The 17,137-nt window shown below is 34.6% G+C and carries 21 protein-coding genes; 19 read left to right on the top strand and 2 right to left on the bottom strand.

The window, feature by feature from the left end; all coding sequences use genetic code 11:
* The first annotated feature begins 23 nt into the window (after positions 1–23).
* A complete protein-coding gene (locus COL05_RS00350; protein ID WP_000403978.1) occupies positions 24–740 on the top strand; it encodes a hypothetical protein in 717 nt (238 codons plus the stop codon).
* A 33-nt stretch (positions 741–773) separates the two neighbouring features.
* Here COL05_RS00350 and cheR read toward each other — a convergent pair whose 3' ends face one another.
* The gene (gene cheR / locus COL05_RS00345) at positions 774–1,556 is read right to left on the bottom strand and encodes a protein-glutamate O-methyltransferase CheR (protein ID WP_142337294.1); all 783 of its coding nucleotides are present in this window, start codon (positions 1,554–1,556) and stop codon (positions 774–776) included.
* A gap of 39 nt (positions 1,557–1,595) precedes the next feature.
* Complete coding sequence (locus COL05_RS00340) at positions 1,596–2,093, bottom strand: hypothetical protein (RefSeq protein ID WP_001020094.1); 498 nt, start codon at positions 2,091–2,093, stop codon at positions 1,596–1,598.
* A 147-nt stretch (positions 2,094–2,240) separates the two neighbouring features.
* Here COL05_RS00340 and COL05_RS00335 point away from each other — a divergent pair, with 147 nt between their 5' ends.
* The 18 genes from COL05_RS00335 (at position 2,241) to flgE (ending at position 17,120) form a co-directional block, all read left to right on the top strand.
* Positions 2,241–2,705, top strand: a complete 465-nt coding sequence (locus COL05_RS00335) for a YaaR family protein (protein WP_000946323.1) — start codon at positions 2,241–2,243, stop codon at positions 2,703–2,705.
* 16 nt (positions 2,706–2,721) lie between these two features.
* Complete coding sequence (locus COL05_RS00330) at positions 2,722–3,174, top strand: hypothetical protein (protein ID WP_098667189.1); 453 nt, start codon at positions 2,722–2,724, stop codon at positions 3,172–3,174.
* 17 nt (positions 3,175–3,191) lie between these two features.
* The gene (flgK, locus tag COL05_RS00325) at positions 3,192–4,490 is read left to right on the top strand and encodes a flagellar hook-associated protein FlgK (protein WP_098667188.1); all 1,299 of its coding nucleotides are present in this window, start codon (positions 3,192–3,194) and stop codon (positions 4,488–4,490) included.
* A 41-nt stretch (positions 4,491–4,531) separates the two neighbouring features.
* Positions 4,532–5,395, top strand: coding sequence for a flagellar hook-associated protein 3 (locus tag COL05_RS00320; protein WP_098667187.1), 864 nt, complete (start codon positions 4,532–4,534; stop codon positions 5,393–5,395).
* Between the two features lie 20 nt (positions 5,396–5,415).
* Positions 5,416–6,792, top strand: a complete 1,377-nt coding sequence (locus tag COL05_RS00315; protein ID WP_098667186.1) for a flagellar hook-associated protein 2 — start codon at positions 5,416–5,418, stop codon at positions 6,790–6,792.
* Positions 6,793–6,814: 22 nt separating this feature from the next.
* Positions 6,815–7,183: a flagellar export chaperone FliS gene (locus tag COL05_RS00310; protein WP_001149509.1), complete on the top strand. Its 369-nt coding sequence runs from the start codon at positions 6,815–6,817 to the stop codon at positions 7,181–7,183.
* A complete protein-coding gene (locus COL05_RS00305) occupies positions 7,173–7,445 on the top strand; it encodes a flagellar biosynthesis protein FlgG (protein WP_142313467.1) in 273 nt (90 codons plus the stop codon). Before COL05_RS00310 ends, COL05_RS00305 begins: the two co-directional genes overlap by 11 nt.
* Before the next feature lie 305 nt (positions 7,446–7,750).
* On the top strand, positions 7,751–8,221 hold the full coding sequence (gene flgB, locus COL05_RS00300; protein ID WP_142337297.1) for a flagellar basal body rod protein FlgB: 471 nt from the start codon (positions 7,751–7,753) through the stop codon (positions 8,219–8,221).
* Between the two features lie 20 nt (positions 8,222–8,241).
* Positions 8,242–8,655: a flagellar basal body rod protein FlgC gene (gene flgC, locus COL05_RS00295; RefSeq protein ID WP_000484673.1), complete on the top strand. Its 414-nt coding sequence runs from the start codon at positions 8,242–8,244 to the stop codon at positions 8,653–8,655.
* Positions 8,656–8,670: 15 nt separating this feature from the next.
* Positions 8,671–8,970, top strand: coding sequence for a flagellar hook-basal body complex protein FliE (fliE, locus tag COL05_RS00290; protein WP_000701682.1), 300 nt, complete (start codon positions 8,671–8,673; stop codon positions 8,968–8,970).
* Positions 8,971–8,992: 22 nt separating this feature from the next.
* A complete protein-coding gene (locus tag COL05_RS00285) occupies positions 8,993–10,567 on the top strand; it encodes a flagellar M-ring protein FliF C-terminal domain-containing protein (protein WP_098667185.1) in 1,575 nt (524 codons plus the stop codon).
* Positions 10,568–10,580: 13 nt separating this feature from the next.
* Entirely contained in the window at positions 10,581–11,585 is a 1,005-nt protein-coding gene (locus tag COL05_RS00280; RefSeq protein ID WP_000883361.1) for a flagellar motor switch protein FliG, read from the top strand.
* On the top strand, positions 11,572–12,258 hold the full coding sequence (locus COL05_RS00275) for a FliH/SctL family protein (RefSeq protein ID WP_098667184.1): 687 nt from the start codon (positions 11,572–11,574) through the stop codon (positions 12,256–12,258). The genes COL05_RS00280 and COL05_RS00275 overlap by 14 nt, the downstream gene beginning before the upstream one ends.
* Positions 12,255–13,559 (top strand): flagellar protein export ATPase FliI, encoded by a 1,305-nt coding sequence (gene fliI, locus COL05_RS00270; protein WP_098667183.1) that lies wholly within the window; start codon positions 12,255–12,257, stop codon positions 13,557–13,559. Before COL05_RS00275 ends, fliI begins: the two co-directional genes overlap by 4 nt.
* A 116-nt stretch (positions 13,560–13,675) precedes the next feature.
* Complete coding sequence (locus COL05_RS00265) at positions 13,676–14,086, top strand: hypothetical protein (protein ID WP_014893159.1); 411 nt, start codon at positions 13,676–13,678, stop codon at positions 14,084–14,086.
* A complete protein-coding gene (locus tag COL05_RS00260; protein ID WP_098667182.1) occupies positions 14,079–15,209 on the top strand; it encodes a flagellar hook-length control protein FliK in 1,131 nt (376 codons plus the stop codon). The genes COL05_RS00265 and COL05_RS00260 overlap by 8 nt, the downstream gene beginning before the upstream one ends.
* A gap of 3 nt (positions 15,210–15,212) precedes the next feature.
* Positions 15,213–15,785, top strand: coding sequence for a flagellar hook assembly protein FlgD (locus tag COL05_RS00255; RefSeq protein ID WP_001143481.1), 573 nt, complete (start codon positions 15,213–15,215; stop codon positions 15,783–15,785).
* A 21-nt stretch (positions 15,786–15,806) separates the two neighbouring features.
* The gene (flgE, locus tag COL05_RS00250; protein ID WP_098667181.1) at positions 15,807–17,120 is read left to right on the top strand and encodes a flagellar hook protein FlgE; all 1,314 of its coding nucleotides are present in this window, start codon (positions 15,807–15,809) and stop codon (positions 17,118–17,120) included.
* Positions 17,121–17,137 lie beyond the last annotated feature (17 nt).

The raw sequence follows: 17,137 nt of genomic DNA, 5'->3' as shown, positions 1-17,137 counted from the left end.
TTCATAGTAGTGGAGGCGCTTAGATGGAGATTAAACGTACAACAATTGAAAATAAGACGCTACAACCATTAAAACAGCCTGCAGCTATTTCAGAACATGAAATCCAGAAAGAACGAAAGCATAGTAATCTAGTGTTTACTGGACAGTCTAAAATTATTTCGAAGAATAATGAAATAGGGATTTTACTTGCGAGTTTAGGCGATGGAAAGGTTATGAAGGAAATGCTTTCTAAAGAGATGGATACAGTATTACAACTCTTTAAGAAGTTACATACATTATCTGGAGAAGGAAAGCAAACAGAAAAAATATTTGAACAAGTAATGAAAAGCTTGCAAGGACTTGTGAAGCAGGCGCATATAAAAGAGCTTCCTTTGTTAGATGGGACGTATGATTTCGCAGAAGTACAACTATCATTTGGTAGAAAGGTACATATTCCGTTACTAGATGTAAGTGCACTCCTTTCTAGAGTGGAAAGTGATTCTTCAGAAGGAAATATAAATTTAATGGTAACGGTTATTACTGCTTATATAACAAAATTGTCTAACGAAACCATTTTAATTAGCGTTACAGATCGCACTGCTAAAGAGCGGGATGTAAGCGTATGGAGAGCACTTGCAGAAATGAATATGACACAATTATCACAGGCTTTGAAACATACGATGCAAGAACATAAATGGTCTATGACGTTTCTCTTTCTCTTTGTATGGATTGTTGCTATTATTTTAATTCGAGTTATATAAAAAGGTCGTCACTTTACATTGTGACGACCTCTTTTATATTTTTTCGTAGAAGAATGTATCGAAGCGCTGAAGATTATAACGTTCAGGTGTTAAAATTTGTTCAGTACTACCAACAAATAATACGCCGCCTTTTCGTAAAGCACGACTAAACTTTTCATAAAGTTTTACCCTTGCTTCTTCAGTAAAGTATATCATTACGTTGCGACAAATGATTAAATCGTAATTTGTATCGAACGACTGCATTAACAGGTCATGCTGCTTGAACGTGACGTTTTGTTTAATGTTTTGGTGTAATGAATATATATCATTCTCTTTTGTGAAATGACGCTCTTTTAAATCGGCAGGTAATTCTTTTAAAGAACGTTCTGTATATTGACCGCGTTTTGCAGTTTCTAAAATGTGAAAATCAAGATCTGTTGCTTGTATTTCAAAACGATATGGAGCTAGGTGCTTCGATAAAATTAAAGAGAGTGTATATGGTTCTTCACCGGCAGCGCAAGCGGCACTCCATGCTTTTAATTTTCCGTTATTTTGTTCGAGTAATTTTGGTAGTGCTTTCGTCTCTAACGTTTGCCAACGTTCTTTATTTCTAAAAAACTCTGAAACGTTAATTGTAATATAGTCAATAAAACTTAAAAATAACTTTTGATCGGTACGTAAATTGCTTAGAAAACTAGTGTAGTTCTCAAAGCCCTTTCTCGAAATAAAAGCATCGATTCTACGACGCATTCTATCTTGTTTATATGAAGCGATATCCATATTGAATTGTTGTTTAAAACTCGCGATAAAATGATCATAATCTTGTTCAATTATCATATTTATAATAGGCACAATAACGATATTGTGCCTCCCCCTTTACATCATACGGATTTTTTGTTCAAAGTTTTTTTTCATCTGTTTTTCATGTAAACCTGGTAAATCATAAATAACAGCATCAATTCCTGCTTCTTTTGCAACGTCAACGGGAATGACAGATGTATGCTTGTCCCCATTATAAAAACAGAGAACTAAATCGGTATCTTCGATTATTTGTTTTACAAAAAACATATAATCTGATCGGTAAATGGAGTCGGAAGGATGATCAAAAGCGACATACTCGGCTCCGTGTTTTTTTAAGTAATCAACGACCTCTTGAAATTCATCTGTTAATGCTTGTAACGGCTGTAGCGTGTAAAGGCATAAATTTTGAGCGAGTCTTTCGTTTTCGATGAAAAAACGAAGAATCTCATTTTCAATAGATTTATAACATAATATGTAAATTTTATGTTTGTGAGCATAGTCAGTTAAAAATTTTTTTATTTCTTCCTGATCTAATGCTGTTAATTGATTTGAACCACAAAGAAAAATATTCATAGATTTGTGCCACCTCATGCTAAATTGTAACATATCTTTTATAAAAAATAACTGCAAAATGTTAGTGTTCAGAGTATAATTATAAATAACTGGATTTTACGATTAAGTTTAGGGAGAAATAAAAAAATAAATAAATAGGTGATATATATGCTGCGTTCGATCTCGCATAATCCAATTTTATCGCATATACCGCCTGCTACTCAAATGCCGAAAGAAGCAAATGTCAGGACAGGACTTGCATTTTCGGATAATTTGCATGCAGATCCGAAAAAAGATAAATTGCTAGAACAAATGGAAGCATTTGTCGATAACATTGGAGAAATTAAAGAGAAAATTGAAATGGAATTAACGCTTGATAACGTAATGGAATACAAAAATACAGTAAAATCATTTTTGAATTTTTACGTAGATAATGTATTGCAATATAAAGATGTCATGTCGCGTCATCCACGTTATGGCTATTCACAGAAAATGACGATTGTGAAACAGGCGGAAATGGGATTAAATGAGTTAGAAGATGTTATGAATTTAATTAATACGAAAACGGGACATTTAGAAATGTTAAATCAGATTGGAGAAATCCACGGTTTAATTGTAAATTTAGTCTTGTAAAAGGAAAGGAAACGATATGTACATACAATTATATGAAAAGCTCGTTATTATTCAAAAAGCATATGAAAACATTCAAACGCTTGGAGAACAAATATATGAGAATTTAAAACATAAAAATGTAAATGCAGTTCAAAAGTTACAAGTAGAGCAATTGCAGTACATTGATGGTTTAAAAAAGTTATCAAGCTCGTTTGAAGAAATGGTTGTTCAGTTTTGTAAAGAAAAGGGAATTGAACCGTTTCGCGTAAGTGCATTATTTTCGCATTTTTCTAACGAAGAAATTGAAAAAATGGAAGAATTACAAAAAAATGTAGCTAAATTAGAAGAGAATGTAAAAATGATTCTTTTGAAAAATCAATATTACTTAAACGTACTATTAAAAACTACAGAAAGTATTGTGGATTCCGTTTCTGAATATAATTTAGAACGAAACAATAATTCACAAATCTTTATGAACGAACTATTGTAAAGGGGAAGTGAAACATTATGAGACTATCTGATTATAATACGCCGCTATCGGGTTTGTTAGCGGCACAAATGGGATTACAAACGACGAAACAAAATTTATCAAACATTCATACGCCTGGTTATGTGCGTCAAATGGTGAATTACGGATCGGCTGGAGCAAGTCATGGCTATTCACCGGAACAAAAAATAGGTTACGGTGTACAAACGTTAGGCGTTGATCGTATTACAGATGAAGTGAAGACGAAACAGTTTAACGATCAATTATCTCAACTCTCTTACTACAACTACATGAATTCGACTTTATCACGTGTAGAGTCTATGGCTGGAACGACAGGAAAGAATTCATTATCTAGTTTAATGGATGGCTTCTTCAATGCCTTTCGTGAAGTTGCAAAGAATCCAGAACAACCAAATTACTACGATACATTAATTTCTGAAACTGGGAAGTTTACAAGTCAGGTAAATCGTCTGGCGAAAAGCTTAGATACAGCAGAAGCACAAACGACAGAAGATATTGGAGCGCATGTCAATGAATTTAATCGTCTTGCTGCTAGTTTAGCGGAAGCGAATAAAAAAATTGGACAAGCAGGTACACAAGTACCAAATCAGCTTTTAGATGAACGTGATCGTATCATTACAGAAATGTCTAAGTATGCAAATATAGAAGTGTCTTATGAATCTATGAATCCTAATATCACGAGTGTTAGAATGAATGGTGTTTTAACAGTAAATGGACAAGATACATATCCACTTCAATTAAATAAAGAAAAAGAACCAATGTCAGTTGAGATTTATGGTTCGGAAATTCCCTTAGCTAGTGGAGCGATCCAATCAGCAATCGATACGAAAGCAAAGATTGTTAGTTATAAGAAAAACCTTGAAGAATTAATGGGTTCTGTAAAGAATGAAGTGAACACAGTAATGGGGAAAGAGTTCTTCGTTGGAGATCAAGCGAAAGATATGAAATTAAACCCGGAATTTGCAAAAGATGTTTCGAAAATGAAAATATCAGCTGAAACAGCAAATAAACTAGCAGCGATTACAGATGGAGATTATAAAGAAGGTCTTTCTTATAAACAAGCATTAGACCAATTCGTAGTTGGTATTGCATCTGATAAAAGTGCAGTGAATGCATATCAAAAAATTCATGGGGATTTATTAGAGGGGATTCAGGAAGAAAAGATGGGTGTCGAAGGCGTTAATATGGAAGAGGAAATGGTTAATTTAATGGCCTTCCAAAAATATTTCGTTGCAAACTCTAAAGCTATTACTACGATGAATGAAGTGTTTGATAGTCTGTTTTCGATTATTCGATAAATGATAGTAATTGATTGGAAATATATAAGGAGGAGATAGAAATGAGAGTATCTACATTTCAAAATGCAAGCTGGGCAAAGAATCAGTTAATGGATTTGAATGTGCAACAGCAATACCATCGAAACCAAGTAACTTCAGGGAAGAAAAACCTTCTTATGAGTGAAGATCCACTTGCGGCAAGTAAATCATTTGCGATTCAACATTCATTAGCGAATATTGAACAAATGCAAAAAGATATAGCGGATTCGAAAAATGTATTAACACAAACTGAAAATACTTTACAAGGTGTTTTAAAGTCTGTAACAAGAGCAGATCAATTAATGGTGCAGGCACTAAGTGAGCAAAATGGTGAAAAAGAATTAAAGGCTATCGGTGCAGAGATCGATCAAATTTTAAAACAAGTTGTATATTTAGCAAATACGAAAGAGCAAGGTCGTTATATTTTCGGTGGTGATAGTGCAGAAAATCCACCATTTACAGAAGATGGTACATATCAAGGTGGAAAAAATGATGTGAACTGGCAGCTAAATGACGGTTATGAATTAAAAGCATTTCGTAACGGCGAAGCGTTATTATCCCCTGTTATAAAAACGTTAAAACAGATAAGTGAAGCGATGCAAAAAGGTGACCAAAAAGCGTTACAGCCTTTATTAGGAGAAAATAAGAAAAATTTAGATGGCATCATTAATCGTACAACTGAAGTTGGTTCGACAATGAACACAATGGAGACGTTTAAAACAATTTTAAGCGAACAAAACTTAGCACTTCAAGAAAACCGTAAAGAAATTGAAGATGTTGATTTAGCGGTAGCCATTTCTGATTTAGCTTATATAAACGCAACGTATGAAGCTACGTTAAAAGCTGTTAGTACGATGAGTAAAACGAGTATTTTAGATTATATGTAAATAAATAAGGAGTGAGAAATATGGCAGGAACGTTAACAGGTATTGGTGGTAGACAACAAATATGGAACCTCGGAAATAATATGATCGATACTTCTAACTTCGTTGAATTAGAACTGAATGCGTTAGATATGAGAAAAACACCGTATACAAATGAAAAGAATCAACTTTCGCAAGATAAACTATTATATACAAGTTTAAAATCAGAATTTAGCTCTTTCACACAAACTTTTAAAAACTTAGCGGATTTTAAAGGCAACGAGAAAAAAGTAACGACAACGCAAGATGGATATATAAATGTAAAAGCTGATGGGGGTGCGATTGCAGGAACTTTTAATATGACAATTACACAGCTTGCGCAGCGTCATCAAATAGCTTCTAATGATATTACTGATATAAATGCGAAGCTTCCAAGAAATGAAACGTTAAAACTAGGTGGTAAAGATCTAAAAATAACAACTGATATGACATATAAAGATTTAATTAACAAAATTAATGACGGAGATTATGGTGTATCGGCTTATACACTTGGAAATAAAATTTTCATGACCTCGAAAAAAGAGGGAACAGATGGACAGATTAAGTTTGAAGCGAACACATCTACACTATTTCAAGATATGGGTTTAGCCAAGGCAGATGGCACAGCGCTTAATACAATTAATGAAGCGCAAAATGCTAAATATAGTATTAATGGTATTGAAGCTGAAAGTTCTACCAATACAATTGAAGCTCTTCCAGGCGTGAAAATTGAATTGCTAAAAGTAACTGAGCCGAAAGTAGAAGGAACACCAGATGCAGGTACAACAGAACCAAAAGCAAAAGGTATAGATCTAAAATTCACAGTAAGTGACTCAAACGTAACAGACGCATCAAATATTATTAAAAAGATGGTTGCAGATTATAATAAAGCTGTTTCTACAGTGGATATCTTTGCTGGTAAAGGTGGAGCCTTTCAAGGACAAGCTATTATGCAAAGTGTGCGTCAAGCGATGAACAATGTTGTAACATTTTCACAAGATGGCAATTACTTATTCTCATTTGGTATTCAATTAAAGCAAGATGGAACGATGGAAGTTAATGACGAAGCATTAACGAAAGCGTTAAAAGAAAAACCGGATGCAGCGAAGCAATTTTTCTTTAGTTCTAACGGTTTAGGAAAAATGATGGAAGAGCCACTTGATAAGCTATTTGGTGATAAAGGTGTAGTTGGAGAACGAGTAAAAAACATTGACTCACGTGTAAGTGATCTAGATAAAAAGATTCAAGATATTGAAAAGCAAAATTTGGATAAACAAAATGAAATTGTGAAGAAGTATCAAAAGCTAGAGAGTACATTGGCGGCGCTTGATAGCCAACTGAAAACAATTAAAGCAATGACAAAACAAAAAAGTGATGATTAATGAAAAGTAAGGAAGTGATTGTATGCAAGCATGGCAACGTTATATGCAAAATGATATTATGACGAGTAATCCAATTAAAAATACAATTTTTATTTATGAAAGATGCATTGTAGAGTTTCGTAATTTAGAAGAACTGTTACATGCTTTTAAACTACAAGAAGGAGATGCACTTCTTGAAAAGTTAGAACGTATTTTTGAAGAATTAAAGCTTCAGTTAAATCCTGAAATTACGAAAGATTTATATGATAGTTTATATGGCTTATACGATTGGATTAGCATTCAAATTCAAACGATGAAAGTAACACGTGAAGCAAAAGACATTGATGCGATTGTGAAAGTGTTACAAGATTTAATAGACGGTTACCGCGGAGCACTTGAAAATGAACAATGATATTTATCGGACGTTTGTTGGTTGTTTTAATGAAATCGGTGAATTGCAAGTGTCAGATGGAGAGTTTGCTGAGAAGAGTGAAATGTTAAATCGCTGGATGATGACATTGGATGAGGAAACGCGTGCGCGAGTTGCTGCAGAAGTAAGTCCATTCATTATTAAGGCGGCACAGCATATTCGAGATAAGCAAAAGATTTTGGAAGAAATGATTATGACAAATGATGGACGCATGAAAGCTAATTCGTTTTACGGTAAATTTTAATGATAGAGTTTAGAAACGGATTCCCCTTTTAAGAGGGGATCCATTCCTTTGTTTAAATAAAGACTTCCGCTGATTGAGGTTTCATTTTATGACTGTAATGAAAAATAGTAGTAATCTAAATAATGTAAAAATGAACTTTAGTTTGTAGATCATAACTTTAAATGTTTCATAGATTATTGCGTGTATACAGTTTTTTTGTATTCTTTTTTATATTTTTGTATTTTTCTAAAGACAACAATGGAAAAATGGAATAAAATATGTAAGGGTACATGATTGTTAATATTTTAATAAACGCATATAAGGAAATGAATAATGAAGTGAAACTTCCATCAGTGGATCATGAAATTAGAAAAGAAAGGGTGTGGAATATGCCAGATTTAGTGAGTGATGTAGGCCATTATATGAATTATTTAGTGACGAAACGAAATACTGTTTCTAGTAATATTGCAAATGCGAATACACCCGGCTATAAAGCGCAAGATGTAACATTTGCTGAGCAAATGAATAAAAGTAGTGCATTATATAAGAACAATGCTGCAGACTTAAAGAGCAATCCAGATTTATATCAAACGAATGAAATGCACTTACCGACAGTAAATACGAAAAATACATATGCAAAGATTCAAACAAAATCAATGCAAACGAATAAAGATGGAAATAGTGTGGATGTAACGACAGAAATGCTAGATTTAATGAAAGCAAATCAGTTATACGGCATTTCAATTAACGCGATAAATACACAATATGCAATTAACCAAGCGGCACGCGGACGTTAAAAGTAGAAGGAGAGACAACGATGTTTCAGGCGATTAATGCAAGTGGCTCAGGACTAACGACAGCGAGAAAGTGGATGGAAGTTACTTCAAATAATATTGTAAATGCAAATACAACGGCGGCTCCGGGGGCAGATTTATATGAGCGTCGTAGTGTAGTGCTAGAATCAAACAATAGTTTTGCAAATATGTTAGATGGGTCTCCTACTAATGGGGTAAAAATAAAAAGTATTGAAGCAGATAAAACTGAAAACTTAGTGTATGACCCAACACATCCGCATGCAAATGAAGAAGGATATGTACGTTATCCAAATATTGATGTGACTGCTGAAATGACGAATGTAATGGTTGCCCAAAAAATGTACGAAGCAAATACAAGTGTATTAAATGCGAATAAAAAAATGCTTGATAAAGATTTAGAAATCGGCCGAGGATAAGGGGGAACATAGTATATGAAAATCCAACCAATGCTAAATACGCAACCATTTGGGGCAATTCAGTCAATTGGTGCACCGAAAACTTCCCAAACATCTGTAGTTGAGGGGAAAAAGTTTATTGATTTATTGGAAGATATGAATCAAACACAAAACAATGCGCAAACAGCGGTATATGATTTACTAACTAAAGGGGTAGGAGAAACGCATGACGTTTTAATTCAGCAGAAGAAGGCTGAGTCTCAAATGAAAACGGCTGCTCTCGTACGTGATAATCTTATTGAAAATTATAAGTCACTAATTAATATGCAAATTTAGGAAAGTGGACGGGTGTGTTTAAATGGAAAAGATGAAAAATGTTATCCAATCGTTAAAAACGTGGCATAAGTTAGTAATCGGTGCTGCGCTTTTAGCGATTGTAACAGGAGCACTTTTATACTTCACCTTGCCAGATAAATATGTTGTTGTATATCAAAATTTAAATGATGCAGATAAGCAAGAGATTACAGCAGAATTATCAAAGTTAGGTGTCGATTATCAGTTAGCGGCCGATGGATCGATTCGTGTGCAAAAGAATGATGCTCCATGGGTTCGAAAAGAAATGAATGGGATGGGCTTACCGTTTAATTCTAAAAGCGGTGAGGAAATTTTATTAGAAAGCTCGCTCGGTTCAAGTGAGCAAGATAAAAAAATGAAGCAAATTGTCGGTACGAAAAAGCAATTGGAGCAAGATATTGTAAGAAACTTTGCGACAGTTGAAACGGCGAATGTTCAAATTACATTACCTGAAAAAGAGACAATTTTTGATGAAGAGAAAGCAAAGGGAACAGCAGCAATTACAGTTGGTGTGAAACGTGGTCAACTATTAACGGCTGATCAAGTTGCGGGTGTACAGCAAATGATTAGCGCAGCAGTTCCTGGCGTGAAAGCAGAAGAAGTAAGTGTAATTGATAGTAAAAAAGGTGTCATCTCAAAAGGGGCAGATGAAGCGCATTCTACTAGTTCCTCTTCTTATGAAAAAGAAGTTGAGATGCAGCATCAAATTGAAGGTAAATTAAAGCAAGATATTGATGCAACGTTAATGACGATGTTTAAACCGAATGAATATAAAGTGAATACGAAAGTATCTGTAAACTATGATGAAGTTACACGTCAGTCAGAAAAGTATGGTGATAAAGGTGTACTTCGTAGTAAACAAGAGCAAGAAGAAAGCTCTACTGCACAAGAAGGAGCAGAGCCGAAGCAAGGCGCTGGTATTACAGCGAACGGCGAAGTGCCAAACTACGGTACGAACAATAATCAAAATGGTAAAATCGTCTACGATAATAAAAATGGTAATAAAATTGAAAACTATGAAATAGATAAAACAGTTGAAACAATTAAGAAACACCCAGAATTAACGAAAACAAATGTGGTAGTATGGGTAGACAACGATACGTTAGTAAAACGAAAAATAGATATGACTACTTTCAAAGAAGCAATCGGCACAGCTGCTGGGCTTCAAGCTGATCCCAATGGAAACTTTACAAACGGTCAAGTTAACGTTGTAACTGTTCAGTTTGATCAGCCGAAAGAAGAGAAGAAGAAAGAACCAGAAGAAAGTGGTATAAACTGGTGGTTATTCGGTGGGATTCCAGCTGGTTTATTAGCGATTGGTGGTCTAGTATGGTTCTTCTTAGCAAGACGTAAGAGAAAGAAAGAAGAAGAGGAATATGAAGAATACTTAGCAGAAGAGGAAATTGCTGCAAGTAATGAAAGTATTATGGAAATTCCTGAAGAAAAAATAGTACCAGAACCAAAACCTGAACCAGAAGAACCGAAAGAACCAACGTTAGATGAACAAGTGCAGGATGCTACGAAAGAACATGTAGAAGGTACTGCAAAAGTCATTAAAAAATGGTTAAATGGACAGTAAGGGAGGAACAACGATGTTAGATGAAATCTCCTCCAAAGAAAAAGCTGCCATCCTTATTCGTACATTAGAAGAAGGGGTGGCAGCAAAAGTCATTGAATATATGACGGCTGAGGAAAAAGAAGTATTACTTCGTGAAATCGCGAAGTTTCGTGTATATAAACCGGAAACGTTAGAAAATGTACTAGGGGAGTTCTTGTATGAATTAAATGTAAAAGAATTAAACCTAGTGACTCCAGATAAAGAATATATTCGTCGCATATTTAAAAATATGCCAGAAGACGAACTAGAAAAATTATTGGAAGATCTTTGGTATAACAAAGATAATCCGTTTGAATTCTTAAATTCACTTACAGATTTAGAACCACTTCTTACTGTACTTAATGATGAATCGCCACAAACGATTGCAATTATCGCTTCTTATATTAAACCGCAGCTTGCTTCTCAATTAATTGAGAGATTACCAGATCATAAGCGAGTAGAAACGGTAATGGGGATTGCGAAGCTAGAGCAAGTAGATGGTGAATTAATAAATCAAATTGGGGATTTATTAAAATCAAAATTAAATAATATGGCGTTTAATGCAATTAATAAAACAGATGGCTTGAAAACAATAGTAAACATTTTAAATAACGTTTCACGAGGTGTTGAAAAAACAGTCTTTCAAAAGCTGGATGAAATGGATTATGAGTTATCTGAGAAAATTAAAGAAAATATGTTTGTATTTGAAGACTTACTCGGACTTGAAGATCTTGCACTTCGTCGTGTATTAGAAGAAATTACAGATAACGGTGTTATTGCGAAAGCACTTAAAATTGCAAAAGAAGAGATTAAAGAAAAATTATTTACATGTATGTCTTCAAACCGTAAAGAGATGATTCTAGAAGAATTAGATGGCTTAGGACCGCTTAAGATGACGGATGCTGAAAAAGCTCAGCAAACAATTACAGGTACAGTGAAAAAGCTAGAGAAGGAAGGAAGAATTATCGTTCAAAGAGGTGAAGATGATGTCCTTATTTAAAAACAGAATTCCGAAGAATTCTGTTTCTTTTTCTGAAGAAACGTATGAATTACAATTTCCAAAACCAATACCAGTTCAAGTAGAAGAAGAAATACAGGTGAACCATGAAGAGCTTCTTGCACAGCAACAATCATTACATACTGAACTGAATCAACTAAGGCAAGAACAACAAATGTTAGAACGAGAACGTCAGCAGTTATTACATGATCAAGAACACTTTCAAATACATGTACAGCGGCAGATGAAAGAGATAGAATCGGCACGTATACAGTTTCAAAAAGAACAACAAGAAACAGCATACGAATGGATGGAATTATTATGGGATCAATCTTTTCAACTAGCAGAAAAAATTGTGAATCAAGCAGTAGATGCTAGATTGCTTGATGTGTTACCTATTTTAACTGGCATCGTTCAAACGTTGCCGACTTCGTTTGAAAAACTAGTTATTACCGTACATCCAGAAACATTTGAACGTATTCAAGAAGAGAAGGAAAATACGAAAGAATATTGGTTACTACAATTAGTAGAATGGAAATACGATTTCTCCTTACAGTTCGGTGAATTTGTTCTAGAAGAAGAGAAAGAGTTCTTTGAATTTAAATTTGCACCTATATTTGCGAAACTTCGCGAGAAATGGGAAGAAGAGAAGTTATTTGAGGAGCAAAATGTATGAATCAACTATTAATGAATGAAAACCAAAAATGGAATACATTTATTGAAACGCCGTTTTATACGAAAGTTGGTAAAGTTCATAGTGTGCAAGAGCAGTTTTTTGTAGCGAAAGGGCCAAAGGCGAAAATCGGTGATGTTTGTCTCGTTGGAGAACATAATGTTTTATGTGAAGTGATTGCGATTGAAAAAGAAAACAATATGTTATTACCATTTGAACAGACAGAAAAAGTATGCTACGGAGATTCCGTTACATTAATTGCAGAAGATGTTGTTATACCTCGTGGCAATCATTTACTCGGAAAAGTGTTAAGTGCAAATGGCGAAGTACTAAATGAGGATGCAGAGAATATTCCACTACAGAAAATAAAACTAGATTCCCCACCTATTCATGCATTTGAACGTGAAGAAATTACCGATGTATTTGAAACGGGAATCAAATCTATTGATTCTATGCTAACAATTGGCATCGGTCAAAAGATTGGTATTTTTGCAGGCTCTGGTGTTGGTAAATCTACTTTACTCGGAATGGTTGCGAAAAACGCAAAAGCTGACATTAATGTTATTAGTTTAGTAGGAGAACGTGGCCGAGAAGTAAAAGACTTTATTCGAAAAGAATTAGGTGAAGAAGGAATGCGAAAAAGCGTCGTTGTTGTAGCGACATCAGATGAAAGTCACCTAATGCAACTTCGTGCAGCGAAGCTTGCGACATCTATTGCTGAATATTTCCGTGATCAAGGTAATAACGTACTACTTATGATGGACTCTGTTACTCGTTTTGCTGACGCGCGTAGAAGTGTTGATATTGCTGTTAAAGAGTTGCCGATTGGTGGTAAGACACTATTAATGGAAAGTTATATGAAGAAGCTGTTAGAGCGGTCTGGAAAAACACAAAAGGGATCCATAACAGGTATATATACAGTACTCGTCGATGGGGATGATTTAAACGGACCTGTACCAGATTTAGCACGTGGTATTTTAGATGGACATATTGTATTAAAGCGTGAGCTTGCAACGCTCAGTCATTACCCTGCTATTTCAGTGCTAGATTCAGTAAGTAGGATTATGGAAGAAATCGTGTCGCCAAATCACTGGCAACTTGCAAATGAAATGAGAAAAATCTTATCTATTTATAAAGAAAATGAATTGTATTTTAAATTAGGAACGATTCAAGAAAATGCAGAAAATGCTTATATTTTTGAATGTAAAAACAAAGTAGAAGGTATAAATACGTTTTTAAAACAAGGTCGATCTGATCGTTTCCGATTTGATGATATTGTTGAAGCGATGCACCATATCGTATAAGACCTCTGCTTAAGAGGTCTTATTTTTTTGTTTTTTAATATTTCACAGATTTTTTTGGAAAAAAACTATATAATAGAAAAAGAGAGCGTTATAATAGGAAGGGGCTATAAAAACAGGTGGATAAGCAGCAGTACGACACGATAAAATTGCAAATAAATCAAGAAAAAGAACAGATTTTGAAAGAAGTGTATGAATTAACAGCTGAAAAAAGAAAAATAGAACAAAAAAAAGAATATGATTTATATGTTGTAAAATCGCGTAGTAAAGTCGTACAAACTGGGCAACGTATTATGGCTGGTATGCTTTCCTCACATACGTTTTCACCTGAAAGAATAGAAGAATGGAATCGGAAAATTAAAAAAACAGAAGATTTTATTCAAAAAAATGAAAGCCTTTTAGAACAAGTAAAAGAAAAAGAACGTGTCATTGATGAGATGTATCAAGAAGATTGTAGAAAGCTTGCGAAAGTACGAGAAAAGCAGGAAGAAAAAATGCTTCTTGATTTGAAAATGTGTATGAATGGATGAGGTGAATGTAGTGATACAGTTTGTATTACCGGTGCAACAAAGTTTACCTCCGCAAAAAGAAAAAGGGCTAGAAGTACAATCTAAAAGTGAAGATTCTTCATTCGATCGTGCGATGAGAATGGAAAACAAAAAGCAGCCGAAAACGGAGAAAACAAAGCAAGAAAATGCACCAGAGGATAGAAAAGAAAACATTCTTTCTAAAAAATCGGTAACGAAAGAAGAGCCTAATGTAAAGAAAGAAGAAAAAAAAGAGACAGAACAGTTATTGTTAGCTGTATCTGAGCAAATGGTTGCAATTGAGCAATTACGTGTGCAGCCAGAATTGTTATATCAATACATACAAAAAATACAAGAGCTATATAAAGAATATGGAAATGTAAAACTTAACGAATTACCCGCAGCAGAATTACAAAAGTTACAAGAGCTCCTTTCAAATATGAATATCAAAAATGCTATATGTTTAGAAGATACAATGCAAATGGTGTTAGATAAAGTGACGATGCCAGAGCAAACGATGCAAATATTGAAAGTGGTAGAAACAGAAACTTGTAATATTGCAAAGAAACAAGAAGAGTCCAAAGAATTAGATGGAGATCTTCCGAAAGCTGAGAGCGATGATGTAAAGATAGAGTTGCCGGAAGGTGATGTGTTAAACGATTCGAGTTCAACGGGTGCGGAGTTACTAAATAAAGCAACGGGTACCAATCAAATAGGGAAATCTAATAGTGGTGCTGAGAAAGTTTCATTGCCTGACTTAGGAAAGAAAATGGAAGCACAAGTAGAGGCACTACAAAAGTTTGTAGTGAAACAAGAGCGTGTTTTATTCCAGTTAAATCCAGAAAAACTTGGTACATTAACAGTGTTTATGAAAAAACATGGAGATCAAATTGATGTTCATGTGGAAATGGAAAAACACGATGCGAAAAAACGTGTGGAAATCATTTTTGATGAATTGAGATTGAAGTTAAAAGAAAAAGAAATCAATATTCAAATTAGCTATGCAGATAAAGATGAAAATCGTAAAGAGCAGCGAGAACAAGAGCAAAGACAAAAACAAAAATTAGCAAGTACGAAACATGAAAAACAACATGCAAAAGAATTTGCGGGATTATTGGAGGAATAAAGTGTGCCAACAGTTGGATTAAATACAACGAGTACAAATCATATTCCGTTACAAGCAGGAGCACAAACAAAAAACGCATCTGTTACTGGTGCACAGTCGACAGCTCAACAAGCAAATGGAGTATCAGCAAGTACTCAAAAAACACCCGGTATTATGGATAAAGATGATTTCCTGAAACTTTTCTTAGCAAGCTTTCAACATCAAGACCCGTTTAATGCGATGGATATGAACCAAATGATGAACCAAACAGCACAGCTATCGCTTATGGAGCAAGTACAGAATATGACGAAAGCAGTAGATAAATTGCAATCAACGATGTATTCGACGGCTCTTGATGGAGGCATGAAGTTTTTAGGGAAGTACGTTAGAGGTGTAAGCAATAATGGAAAGCAAGTGACTGGTCAAGTAGAAACAGTTCGACTTGCTGAAAATAACGATGTGCAACTTATTGTTGATAATCAAGTTGTCTCACTTCGTTTCATAGAAAGAGTTTCTGATAAACCGATAACAGAAACTAACCCGGAAGATGAGAAGAAAGATGATATAGAAAAAAATGAAGAGGTTAAGCCAGATTAATAAAAGGAGTGTACAAAGGTTATGATTAAAGCGTTATATACAAGTATTACAGGGATGAATGCAGCACAAAATGCATTAAGTGTTACTTCAAATAATATTGCAAATGCACAAACAGTTGGATATAAAAAGCAAAAGGCTATTTTTGATGATTTGCTATATAATAATACGGTTGGTTCACGTGGTGATGGTGCTTATGCTGGTACGAATCCAAAGAGTATTGGTAACGGTGTAAAGTTCAGTGGGACATCTACAGATTTTAGTGATGGTTCTATTACTTTAACTAGTGATAAGATGGAGACAGCGATAGAAGGAAACGGTTTATTTTTAGTTGGTGATCGTAATGCTGGAAATGTAGAGTATACGAGAAAAGGGTCTTTCGGTGTATCGAAAGATAACTATGTTACAACTACAGGTGGACAGTATGTGCTAGGTTATGGTGTGAAAACAGGAACACAAGAAATAGATTTTTCTTCACGACCAAGCCCAATTCATATTCCGATGGGATCAGCTGTTGGTGGGATTCAAACAGATAAAGCGACAATAGGTGGAAACCTTCCTAGAAACCAAAATGCATTATCTCACGAATTCACAGTTTTTGATGCGGAAGGAAACTTGTTAACGTTACGTGTAAATATTAAGCAAAAGACTACAAAAGAGAATGTAGATGGTAAAGAAGTTGAAAAGCCAGTGCCAGGCGAATATACATATACAGTTTCTGTAAGGAATGATTCTAAAAACGAAAAAGAATTTAAGCCTGTCGAAGGCATGACGGGCGAAAAAAATCTTAAATTTGATACATTAGGAAATTTAAAGGAGACAGATGAGGCTGTACAAAAAGATCCAGTAACTGGAGAAATTACTAAAGGTGGATCTGTTCAAATTCCTTTTGGTAGTGGTCTAACACTTGATTTAAGCGGATTAACAAATTATCCGACAGGGAAAACTATTTCTACCACAGAAGTAACGGGGCGCCCAGCTGCAATTGCAAATGACTATTCTATTTCTGATGGTGGTTTCGTTATGATGAAATATTCAGATGGTAGTATGAAAGTTGTAGGACAACTAGCTGTAGCCACATTCCCGAATTCAGGTGGATTAATGAAAACAGGGAATGGAAATTACGTTGCGACACCATCAGCGGGTATTCCAGGAATAGGGGTTGCTGGTGAGAATGGTGCAGGTAATGTACGAGGGTCAGCAAAAGAAAGTTCAAACGTAGATTTATCTGTAGAATTTGTTGATTTAATGCTTTATCAACGCGGATTCCAAGGAAATGCGAAAGTAATTAAAGTGTCAGATGAAGTATTAAATGAAGTTGTAAACTTAATTCGATAATATATCATAAAGTAAAA

The sequence above is a fragment of the Bacillus sp. AFS059628 genome (assembly GCF_002571225.1).
Lineage (GTDB): Bacteria > Bacillota > Bacilli > Bacillales > Bacillaceae_G > Bacillus_A.
The sequence above is the reverse complement of the archived record's forward strand: the minus strand, read 5'-3'. Positions and strand labels throughout refer to the sequence as shown.

What these genes read in the sequence shown, in the direction of transcription:
- flgC (WP_000484673.1), top strand. Translation starts at nt 8,242, where the DNA reads ATGTTTCAGGCGATTAATGCAAGTGGCTCAGGACTAACGACAGCGAGA.
- COL05_RS00350 (WP_000403978.1), top strand. Translation starts at nt 24, where the DNA reads ATGGAGATTAAACGTACAACAATTGAAAATAAGACGCTACAACCATTA.
- flgK (WP_098667188.1), top strand. Translation starts at nt 3,192, where the DNA reads ATGAGACTATCTGATTATAATACGCCGCTATCGGGTTTGTTAGCGGCA.
- COL05_RS00310 (WP_001149509.1), top strand. Translation starts at nt 6,815, where the DNA reads ATGCAAGCATGGCAACGTTATATGCAAAATGATATTATGACGAGTAAT.
- flgE (WP_098667181.1), top strand. Translation starts at nt 15,807, where the DNA reads ATGATTAAAGCGTTATATACAAGTATTACAGGGATGAATGCAGCACAA.
- flgB (WP_142337297.1), top strand. Translation starts at nt 7,751, where the DNA reads ATGAATAATGAAGTGAAACTTCCATCAGTGGATCATGAAATTAGAAAA.
- COL05_RS00275 (WP_098667184.1), top strand. Translation starts at nt 11,572, where the DNA reads ATGTCCTTATTTAAAAACAGAATTCCGAAGAATTCTGTTTCTTTTTCT.
- COL05_RS00285 (WP_098667185.1), top strand. Translation starts at nt 8,993, where the DNA reads ATGGAAAAGATGAAAAATGTTATCCAATCGTTAAAAACGTGGCATAAG.
- cheR (WP_142337294.1), bottom strand. Translation starts at nt 1,556, where the DNA reads ATGATAATTGAACAAGATTATGATCATTTTATCGCGAGTTTTAAACAA.
- COL05_RS00320 (WP_098667187.1), top strand. Translation starts at nt 4,532, where the DNA reads ATGAGAGTATCTACATTTCAAAATGCAAGCTGGGCAAAGAATCAGTTA.
- COL05_RS00280 (WP_000883361.1), top strand. Translation starts at nt 10,581, where the DNA reads ATGTTAGATGAAATCTCCTCCAAAGAAAAAGCTGCCATCCTTATTCGT.
- COL05_RS00305 (WP_142313467.1), top strand. Translation starts at nt 7,173, where the DNA reads ATGAACAATGATATTTATCGGACGTTTGTTGGTTGTTTTAATGAAATC.
- COL05_RS00340 (WP_001020094.1), bottom strand. Translation starts at nt 2,093, where the DNA reads ATGAATATTTTTCTTTGTGGTTCAAATCAATTAACAGCATTAGATCAG.
- fliE (WP_000701682.1), top strand. Translation starts at nt 8,671, where the DNA reads ATGAAAATCCAACCAATGCTAAATACGCAACCATTTGGGGCAATTCAG.
- COL05_RS00335 (WP_000946323.1), top strand. Translation starts at nt 2,241, where the DNA reads ATGCTGCGTTCGATCTCGCATAATCCAATTTTATCGCATATACCGCCT.
- COL05_RS00330 (WP_098667189.1), top strand. Translation starts at nt 2,722, where the DNA reads ATGTACATACAATTATATGAAAAGCTCGTTATTATTCAAAAAGCATAT.
- COL05_RS00260 (WP_098667182.1), top strand. Translation starts at nt 14,079, where the DNA reads ATGGATGAGGTGAATGTAGTGATACAGTTTGTATTACCGGTGCAACAA.
- fliI (WP_098667183.1), top strand. Translation starts at nt 12,255, where the DNA reads ATGAATCAACTATTAATGAATGAAAACCAAAAATGGAATACATTTATT.
- COL05_RS00315 (WP_098667186.1), top strand. Translation starts at nt 5,416, where the DNA reads ATGGCAGGAACGTTAACAGGTATTGGTGGTAGACAACAAATATGGAAC.